The organism is Streptomyces sp. NPDC058239 (assembly GCF_042882185.1).
Classification (GTDB): domain Bacteria; phylum Actinomycetota; class Actinomycetes; order Streptomycetales; family Streptomycetaceae; genus Streptomyces.
This window is the reverse complement of sequence record NZ_JBHVWS010000110.1, coordinates 1-9,810: the sequence shown is the minus strand read 5'-3', so window position 1 is coordinate 9,810 and position 9,810 is coordinate 1. Positions and strand designations below refer to the sequence as shown.

At 70.0% G+C, this 9,810-nt stretch carries 2 protein-coding genes; both read right to left on the bottom strand.

Features of this window, described 5'->3' with window-relative positions; translation table 11 throughout:
• On the bottom strand, positions 1-5,658 hold a 5,658-nt coding region (locus ACFVYE_RS46665; protein ID WP_389609629.1), incomplete at its 3' end, for an amino acid adenylation domain-containing protein.
• A 15-nt stretch (positions 5,659-5,673) separates the two neighbouring features.
• Positions 5,674-9,810 (bottom strand): amino acid adenylation domain-containing protein (locus tag ACFVYE_RS46660; RefSeq protein ID WP_389609627.1); only part of this gene is annotated, 4,137 nt, incomplete at its 5' end.

Below are 9,810 nucleotides of genomic sequence, written 5' to 3'. Positions count from 1 at the left end.
ATAACCCCGAGCCAACTGCGCACCCGCGATATACAACTCACCCGCAACACCCACCGGAACCGGCGACAAACCCGCATCCAACACATACACCCGGGTATTCCACACCGGACGTCCGATCGGCACGGTGTCCTCGTCCGTCCGGCATTCCCAGAACGTGACGTCCACCGCGGCCTCGGTGGGACCGTAAAGGTTGTGGACCGAGGCGCCCAGAGTGCGCAGCGCCTGGTTCTTCAATTCGGTCGTCAGCGCTTCGCCGCTGCAGATCACGTTCTTCAGCGGTGCGCAGGATGCCGAATCCGGGTGTTGCAAGAAGACGCCGAGCATCGACGGCACGAAGTGCGCGGTGGTGATGTTCTCGCTACGGATCAGCTCGGCAAGAGCTGCGGGATCCTTGTGCTCCCCCCGTGCGGCGACGACCATTCCCGCGCCGGTGACGAGGGGCCAGAAGAATTCCCACACCGATACGTCGAACGCGGGTGAGGTCTTCTGCAGGACCCGGTCCGTCGTCTCCAGCGAGTACGTGTCCTGCATCCACAGCAGGCGGTTGACGATCGCGGCGTGGGAGATCGCCACCCCCTTGGGCCGGCCGGTGGACCCGGACGTGTAGATCACGTAGGCCGTGTGCTGGGGCAGCAGGCGGTTCGGGCGCTCGTCGTCGGAGAGGTCGTGGGGGTCCTGGTCCTCCAGGAGGGTCCGGACGGCCAGCTCGTCCAGTACGAGTCGGCTCACATGGGCTGCGGCGCCCGCAGGCAGCTTCCGTGACGTTTCCGCGTCGGTGATCACGAGGACGGGGTCGGCGTCCTGGAGCATGTGGGCGATGCGGTCGGCCGGGTACTCCGGGTCGATGGGGACGTAGCCGGCCCCGGTCTTGACCACGGCCAGCAGGGCGACGACGAGGTCGGCCGAACGGGGTACGGCCACGGCGACCAGGCGTTCGGGGCCCGCGCCCCGGCCGACGAGGTGCCTGGCAAGCCGGTTCGCCCGCGCATTCAGCTCTGCGTAGGTCAGCCTGGTATCGCCGGCGGCCACGGCGAAGGCATCCGCGGTCCGGGCGGCCTGCTGTTCGAACAGCTCGGGCAGGGTCGTGCCGGGCACCTCGTGGGTGGTGTCGTTCCATACGGTCAGGACCCGCTCGCGCTCGTCCGCATCCAGCAGCGGGATCCGCCCGACGGACTGCCCGGCGTCGGCCACGAACGCCTCGAGGACGCTGATGAAGCGGTCGCGGATCGTCTCCACGGTTCCACGCTCGAAGGCATCCGGCCGGTAGTCGAGCCGCAGGTGCAGTCGGGTCCCCGGCATCGCCATCAGGCTCAGGGGGTAGTGCGTCGCATCGCGCGCTTCGGTGTGGGTGAGGCTGAGGGTGGAGGCTTCCTGTTCGAGGGCCTCGTCCTCGACGGGGTAGTTCTCGAACACGACGACGGTGTCGAAGAGTTCGTTGGCCGGGGTGAGGTTGTGAATGTCGGTGAGCTTGAGATGCTGGTGGGCCAGGAGGGCGCTCTGCTCACCCTGGAGCCGTACCAGCGCCTCGCGCAGGGCCTCGCCCGGCTTCAGACGCACACGCACCGGAACGGTGTTGATGAACAGACCGACCATCGACTCGATCCCGGGGATCTGCGCCGGCCGCCCGGAAACGGTCGCGCCGAACACCACGTCGTCCCGGCCGGTCATGTACCCCAGCAGCACTGCCCACGCCTGCTGGACCACCGTGTTCAGCGTCACCCCGCAGCGACGGGCAGCAGCGGTCAGCGCACCCGTCAGCTCCTCGGGCAGGCGCACGGTGACCCGATCCGGAGCCACCGCCACACCATCGGCACGTACCGGAGCCAGCCGCGTGGCCTCCTCCACACCCGCCAGGGACTGCCGCCACGCTTCCTCGGCCGCACCCCGGTCCTGACCCGCAACCCACGCCAGATAGTCCCGGTACGGAGTCACCGAGGCCAGAGCGTCACCCCGGCCACCCTGTACGTACGCCGTCATCAGCTCCCGCATCAGCACCGGCAGGGACCAGCCGTCCAACAGGAGGTGATGGCAGGTGAACACCAGCCGGAACCGCTCGCCCGCCAGCCGGATCAGCGTGAACCGCAGCAGTGGCGGAGCGGTCAGGTCGAAACGCCTCGCCCGGTCCTCCTCGAGCCACTCCTCGACCGCAGCTTCCTGTTCGGCCGGGCCGACGCGCGAGAAGTCCACCTCCTCCCAGGGAACGTCCACCCGCTTGGGGATCACCTGGACGGGCTGCCGCAGACCTTCGTAAGCGAATCCCGCGCGCAGGTTGGCATGCCGTTCGACCACCACGGACGCGGCACTCTTCAGTGCCACGACGTCCAGACGCCCCTCCACCAGCGACGACAGCTGCGTCGTGTACACGTCCAACGCCTGCTCGTCGTACAGGGCGTGGAACAGCAGACCCTCCTGCAGCGGAGCCAGCGGAAGAACATCGGCGATGTCCTTCCACCTCGCCTCCACCACACCGATCTCCGCCTGGCTGAGGGAGACCAGGGGCAGGTCGGAAGGCTTGTAACCGTCCGTCTCGGGACCGCCCGCAGACCGGGAGCGGGCCGCGAGACCCGCCACCGTCTTCCGCTCGAAGACGTCCCGCGCGGAGAACACCAGACCCGCGGCCCGCGCACGCGCCACCAACTGGATGGACAGGATGCTGTCGCCACCCAGCTCGAAGAAGCCGTCGTCGACCGACACCGACTCCACACCGAGCACCTCGGCGAACAGACCGCACAGAACCTCTTCCTGCGCAGTACGCGGCCCCTTCCCCTTGGCACCGGAGATGAAGTCGGGTGCGGGCAGCGCGCGCCGGTCCAGCTTCCCGTTCGGCGTCAACGGCAGAGCGTCCAGCACCACGAACGCCGACGGCACCATGTAGTCCGGCAGCCGCTCCGCCACGAACCCACGCAGTACGGACGGGTCGCCCATGGCCTCGCCGGCGGCAGACACCACGTACGCGACGAGCCGCTTGTCGCCCGGCGTGTCCTCACGTACCACGACCGCCGTCTGGGCCACCCGGGCATGCTCCGCCAGAACTGCCTCCACCTCACCGGGTTCGATACGGAAACCCCGCACCTTCACCTGGGCATCGGCACGCCCCACGAACTCCAGGACTCCGTCCGTGTTCCAGCGCACCACGTCCCCGGTCCGGTACATCCGCGACCCCGGCGCCACCGCGAAGGGATCCGCGACGAACCGCTCGGCCGTCAGACCGGCACGGCCCGCGTAGCCCCGGGCCAGACCGGCGCCGGCGATGTACAGCTCGCCCGCCACACCCACCGGTACCGGGGACAGACCCGCGTCCAGCACGTACACACGCGTGTTGTCCATCGGGCGCCCGATCGGCACCGACCCGGCCACGGACACACCCGCCGGAACCTCATGCCGTGTCGCACACAGCGTGATCTCCGTCGGCCCGTACAGCACCCGCACCGCAGTGTCCGGACACGCGTCCGACACCCGTCGCACGGCCACGGGCGACACCACATCGCCACCCGTCAGCACTTCGCGGACGCCGCTGAAGCACTCCGGATCCTGTTCCGCGATCACGCGGAACAGGCCGGCGGTCAGGTGGACGGAGGTGATGGCCTCCTGTGTGAGGAGCTTCCTCAGGGACACCGAGTCGATCTGCTCGGTCGGCGCGACGACGACTCTTCCCCCGGACAGGAGCGGAACCCACAGCTCGTAGTTGGAGATGTCGAAGGCATGGGGTGCGTGGAAGAGGATCCGGTCCTGCGGACCGCTCTTCCAGGACGAGTCCAGGACGAGCTCGGCCACGCTGCGGTGGGTGACGGCCACCCCCTTGGGCTCACCCGTCGATCCCGAGGTGTACATCACGTACGCCAGCCCGTCGGCCTCGACGCGGACCTCGCCGGACGGCGCATCCGCCCCCTCCCGAGACGGCGCCCCCGTGGCGCCGTCCGCCACGTCGACCACCTCGACGGGGCCGGCGAACGCGGCGGCATCCGCCGGGCGGTCGGTGAGCAGCAGCCGGGCACGGCAGTCCTCCACGACGAGCCGGCGCCGTTCCGCCGGGTAGCCGTCGTGCAGTGGCACGTAGAACGCGCCGGTCTTGAGGACGGCCAGCAGTGCCACCACGAGGTCGGTGGAGCGCTCCATCCAGATGGCGACGGCCTGCTCCGGTCCCGCGCCCCTGTCGATCAGGTCGCGGGCCAGGGCGTTCGCCCGCGCGTCCAGTTCGGCGTAGGTGATCTCCATTCCGCCGCTGGCCAGGGCGACGGAGTCCGGGGTGGCGCGTACCTGGGTCTGGAAGAGATCGACGACGGTGGTGGTGGGCACCTCGTGGGTGGTGCCGTTCCCTGTGGTTAGGATCCGCTCGCGTTCGGCCGGGGCCAAAACGTCCACGTCACGGACCGGGGTCTCGGGTGCGGCAACGATCGTTTCGAGGACCCTGGTCAGGCGCGCCCCCAGCTGCTCGACGGCCTCCTGGTCGAAGGCGTCCTCCCGGTAGTCGAGGCGCAGGCTGAGCTCCTGTCCGGGCAGGACCATGAGGCTCAGCGGGTAGTGGGTCGCGTCGTGACCGGCGACGTCGGTGACCTCGACGTCGGCACCGAGCCCGGCGGACGCGGCCGGGTCGACTGGGTAGTTCTCGAAGACGACGACGGTGTCGAAGAGTTCGGCCCGCCCGACGGTCTTCTGGATTTCGGCGAGCCCGAGGTGCTGGTGGGGCATCAGGCGTGCCTGTTCGTCCTGCAGGCGTGCGAGGGCGTCGACGACCGGCTGTGCGGGGTCGAGCCGTACGCGGACCGGCAGGGTGTTGATGAACAGTCCCACCATGGTGCCGACCCCGGGGAGCTCCGGCGGTCGTCCGGAGACGGTGGTTCCGAAGACCACGTCGTCCAGGCCGGTGAGGCGGCCCAGCAGGATGCCCCAGGCACCTTGGACCAACGAGTTGAAGGTGAGGTTCCGTGAGCGTCCCAGTTCGGTGAGGGCGCTCGTCAGTCGTTCATCGACGGTCAAGGTGACCCGCCGCGGGAAGGATTCCGCGGCGGGCGTGCCCGGGTGGGGCACGAGGTGGGTGGAGTCCTCGAGTCCGCCGAGGGCGGCCGCCCATTCCCGGCGTGCGCCTTCGGCATCCTGTCGTGCGGTCCAGGTGAGGTAGTCGCGGTACGGCGTGACCGCCGTGAGGCGGGCCTCGCCGCGGCTCCGGTAGAGGCTGAAGAGCTCCTGGAACAGGACGGCGTTCGACCAGCCGTCGAGCAGGATGTGGTGGTTGGCCCACACGAACCGGTACTCGTCCTCGGCCACACGGATCAGGCTGCAGCGGAGCAGCGGGGACCGGCTCAGGTCGAACCTGCGGCCGCGGTCCTCCGCGAGGAGGCGTTCGACCTCGCCTTCGCGGTCCTCGGGCGCAAGGTGGGTGAGGTCGATGTCCTGCCAGGGGGCTTCTACGTCCCGCATCACGACCTGTACGGGCTGTCCCGTCTTGCGATGCTGCACCCGCACCCGGAGGTTGGCGTGGCGGGTCAGGACGTCGTTCACCGCTTGGCGCAGCGCGGGTCCGTCGACCTTGCCCCGCAAGGAGACGACGAGCTGAACGACGTAGGTGTCCGCCGCTTCGTCGTCGAACTGTGCGTGGAAGAGGAGCCCTTCCTGCAGAGGCGACAACGGAAGGATGTCTTCAATACGCGACCGCTTCATTTCAAATCCTTCCGTTCAGTCTTCCGTCTCGGCGAACTCGAATTCGTCGATCTCGTCTTGGCTCAACCCCAGCAGAGGCACGTCGGACGGGGTCAGTCCGCCGACGCCCGGGGAATCGGCCGATGTTGCCATGTGCGTCAGGGCCCGCGTGTAGGCCTCGGCGAGGCCTTGTACGTCGGCGGCCGTCCACAGTCGGCCAGGCCCGGCCCAGGTGGTCAGCAGCTCGGGTCCGTTGCCGGTGTCCCGCGCCACCGCGTTGATCGTCAGGGCGTACGCCATGGGCATGTCCGGGTCGGCACCCCCGCCGGCTTCTCCGTCATCGACGACCGACCAGGGTTGCGCCGTACCGCCCTGGCCCGTGGGGGCCGGGACGCGTCCCAGGTAGTTGAAGAGGATGTGCGGTTCGGGGAGGGCTGCGAGGCCGTCGGTGGTCTCCGGGTTGAGGTACCTGAGCAGCCCGTACCCGAAGCCGTTGTCCGGGGCGGCTCGCAGCTGCTCCTTCACGTACTTGAGGGCGTCCTCGGCCGCCCGCCCGTCTTCTCTCCCAGCTCCGACTTCCCGCAGGTCGAGGCGGACGGGAGAGACGCTGGTGAACCAGCCCACGGTCCGCGAGATGTCCAGGGCGGGCGTGATCTGCTCCCGTCCGTGGCGCTCGACGTCGACGAGGAACGGCGGGGTGTTTCCGTCGGGCCGTGACGTGCGGCTGCCGACGGCTGTCAGCAGGGCTGCGAGGAGGACGCTGTCCGCGCCGCAGTTGAAGGCTTCGGGCAAGGAGGTCAGCAGCGGCGCGGCCACGTCCGCCGGCAGCGTCACGCTGACGGTCTGCGCCGTGCCCCACGTGTCGTGTGCCGGTTCGAGGGCCGGGACGGAACTCCACGGCGACTCGGTTTCCTCGACGACTCCCTCCCAGAAGGGCAGTTCGCCGACCCGCCGCTCGGCCTCCGCCGATGTGTGTTCGGCCCAGCGGCGGAAGGTCGTGTAGACGGGCTGGAGGTCCGGTCGCCCGCCGGCCGCGATGTCCTGCCACGCGGAGACGAGGTCGGGTACGAGGATGCGCCAGGACACGGCGTCGACGGCGAGGTGGTGAAGCGTGATCACCAGCCGGCCGTGCTCGTGCGGTCCCGCGTCGAGCCAGACCGCGTGCAGCATCCTTCCGTCCGCCGGGGACAGCAGTCTCCTCGCCTCTTCCTGCCGCCGGGCCGCCAGCGTGCGGAGTTCGCCCTCGCCCAGGCCCGCCGCCTCGACGCGGGTGAAACAGGACGCGGCAAAGACGCTGCCCGGCGGCAGCACCTCCAGCTGCCAGGTGCCGTCCGCGCCGGCGGTGGTGAGCCGGGCCCTCAGGAGATCATGGTGGTCGACGACTGCCTGCACAGCGGCGGTGAGGTCGTCCCGGACCAGTCCGCCCGGCGTCACGAGGGTGACCGACTGGCTGAACCGCTCGATGGCACCGCCGCGCTCGCGCAACTGGTGCATCACGGGAGTCAGCGGGACCACGCCGGTGCCCGGGTCCGCTGCACCGGCGTTCCGTGCGTCCGCCTCGACCGCCACGGCAGCGAGCGCCTCGACGGTCTTCCGCTCGAACACCTGCTGCGGTGTGACGGTCAGTCCCTCCGCGCGTGCCTTGGCGACCAGCTGAATGGAGACGATGCTGTCCCCGCCCATCGCGAAGAAGTTGTCGTCCGCGCAGACCTCGCCGACGCCGAGCACTTCGGCGAATACGGCGCAGAGGATGCGCTCCTTGTCGGTACGGGGCGCCCGGCCGCCGCCTCCGGCGTAGTCGGGTACAGGCAGGGCCGTACGGTCGAGCTTGCCGGTCGGCCCGAGGGGAAGGGCGTCGAGTTGTACCAGGGCCGCCGGGACCATGTAGTCGGGCAGGGCTTCGGCAAGGCGCAGCCGCTGGTCGTCGGGCTCGATGCGTACGTCGGCATCGGCAACGAGATAGGCGACGAGCCGCTTGTCCCCCGGCCGGTCCTCCCTCACGACGACCACGGCCTGGGCCACGTCCGCGAACGACTCCAGGACCGTCTCGATCTCGCCGGGCTCGATGCGGAAGCCGCGTACCTTCACCTGGGTGTCGGTGCGGCCGGCGAACTCGAGGGTGCCTTCGGGCCGCCACTTCACCCGGTCGCCGGTCCGGTACATGCGCGTCCCCGCGGGACCGAACGGGTCGGCGACGAAGCGCTCCGCGGTCAGGTCGGGCCGGTCGACGTAGCCGCGTGCCAGGCCCTCGCCCGCGATGTACAGCTCGCCGATCACTCCCCCGGGGAGGGGCGCCAGTCCTTCGTCGAGCACGTACAGCCGCGTGTTGTCGAGCGGCCGGCCGATCGGGATGGAGGCCCGGTCGTCCGCACCCGGCAGCAGGGAGTGGTGGGCGACGCACAGGGTCGATTCGGTCGGACCGTAGCTGTTCGTGAACCGCATGCCGGAGGCGTGGTCCATCACCTTCCGCACCGCGGAGAGGGAGACCGTGTCGCCGCCGACGTAGATGTCGCGGAGGGTGCCGAAGCTCTGGGGTTCGCTCTCGGCGAGGAGCCGGAAGATCCCCTCGTTGAACAGGCCCACGGTGACTCGCGCCCCGGCCATGGTGCGGGCGAGCTCGGGGATGTCCGCGGCCACACCGCCCGATGTGACGAGGGTGGCTCCGTTGAGGAGGCCGCCCCACACCTCGTAGGTGGAGGCGTCGAACGACGGCGAGGAATGGACGAGGACACGGTCCTCGGCCGTGCGCCCCCAGTACTGGTCGGAGACGAGCGCGACGACGTTGCGGTGAGTGACGGCCACACCCTTGGGGCGGCCGGTGGAGCCGGAGGTGAACATGATGTACGCCAGGTCGTGCGGCCGCACCACCGGGGCGGGCGCGGCTGCCGCCGGCACGCCCTGTGAGAGCAGGTCCTCGACCAGCACCACATCGATGCCGCGGCTTCGGGGTTCCCGCGGGATCAGGGCCAGCGTCTTCCGGTCGACCACGACGGCGATGCTCCGGGAGTCGCCGAGGATCAGCTCCAGGCGGGCGGCGGGGCTCCTGCTGTCCAGCGGCACGTACGCCGCCCCGACGTGCGCGACGGCCAGGGTCATGGCGATCTGATCGGGCCAGCCGTGCAGCAGGAGGGCCACCCGGTCGCCCGGCCCGATGCCGCGCGAGCCGAGCCCGTTCGCGAGCTGCCGCACGCGCGTGCCGAGCTCGGCGTAGGTGAGCTCGATGTCGCCGCTCACGACCGCGAGGGCGTCGGGGGTGCGCGTCACCTGCGTCTGGAAGAGCTCCGGCAGTGTCGCTTCGGGGATCTCGCGGGCCGTGTCGTTCCAGTCGACGAGCAGGCGTCGGCGTTCGTCGGTGTCGAGGACGCCGAGGGTGCGGATCGGCCGGTCGGGGTCTCCGGCGACGGCTTCGAGGAGCCTGGACAGGCGCTCGGCGAGCTGCTCGACCGTGGTCCGGTCGAACAGGTCGGTGCGGTAGTCCAACTCGCCCTGGAGTCCGGTGGGGGATCCGTCGTGGCCGAGGGTCTCGGCGAGGTTGAAGGACAGGTCGAACCTGGCCGCCGGGATGTGGGCCGGCTCGGGGTGGGCCTGGATGCCGGGCAGGTCGAGGTCGGGCTGGGCGTTGTTATGGAAGGCGAGCATGACCTGGAACAGCGGGTGTCGGGCCATGGAACGCGCCGGGTTGAGGATCTCCACCAGCCGCTCGAACGGCACGTCCTGGTGCGCGAAGGCAGCCAGATCGGCCTCCCGGACCCGCCCCACCACCTCACGGAACGTCGGATCACCGGCCACGTCGGTCCGCAGGACCAGCGTGTTCACGAAGAACCCGACGAGCTCGTCCAGGGCATCGTCGGTGCGTCCCGCGATCGGGGTCCCGATCGGGATGTCGTCGCCGGCTCCCATCTTCGACAGCAGCACCGCCAGCGCGGCCTGCACCGTCATGAACACACTCGCGCCACAGGACCGGGACAGCTCCAGCAGACGGGCATGCACGTCCGCCGGAACACGCACGTCCACGGAAGCGCCCTCCCGGGAGGCGACCGCCGGACGCGGGAAGTCCACCGGCAACTCCAGCTGCTCCGGAACACCCGACAGGACCTCCTGCCAGAAAGCCACCTGGCCGGCGATCACACTCTCCGGGTCATCCTCGTCACCCAGGACCTCGCGCTGCCACAA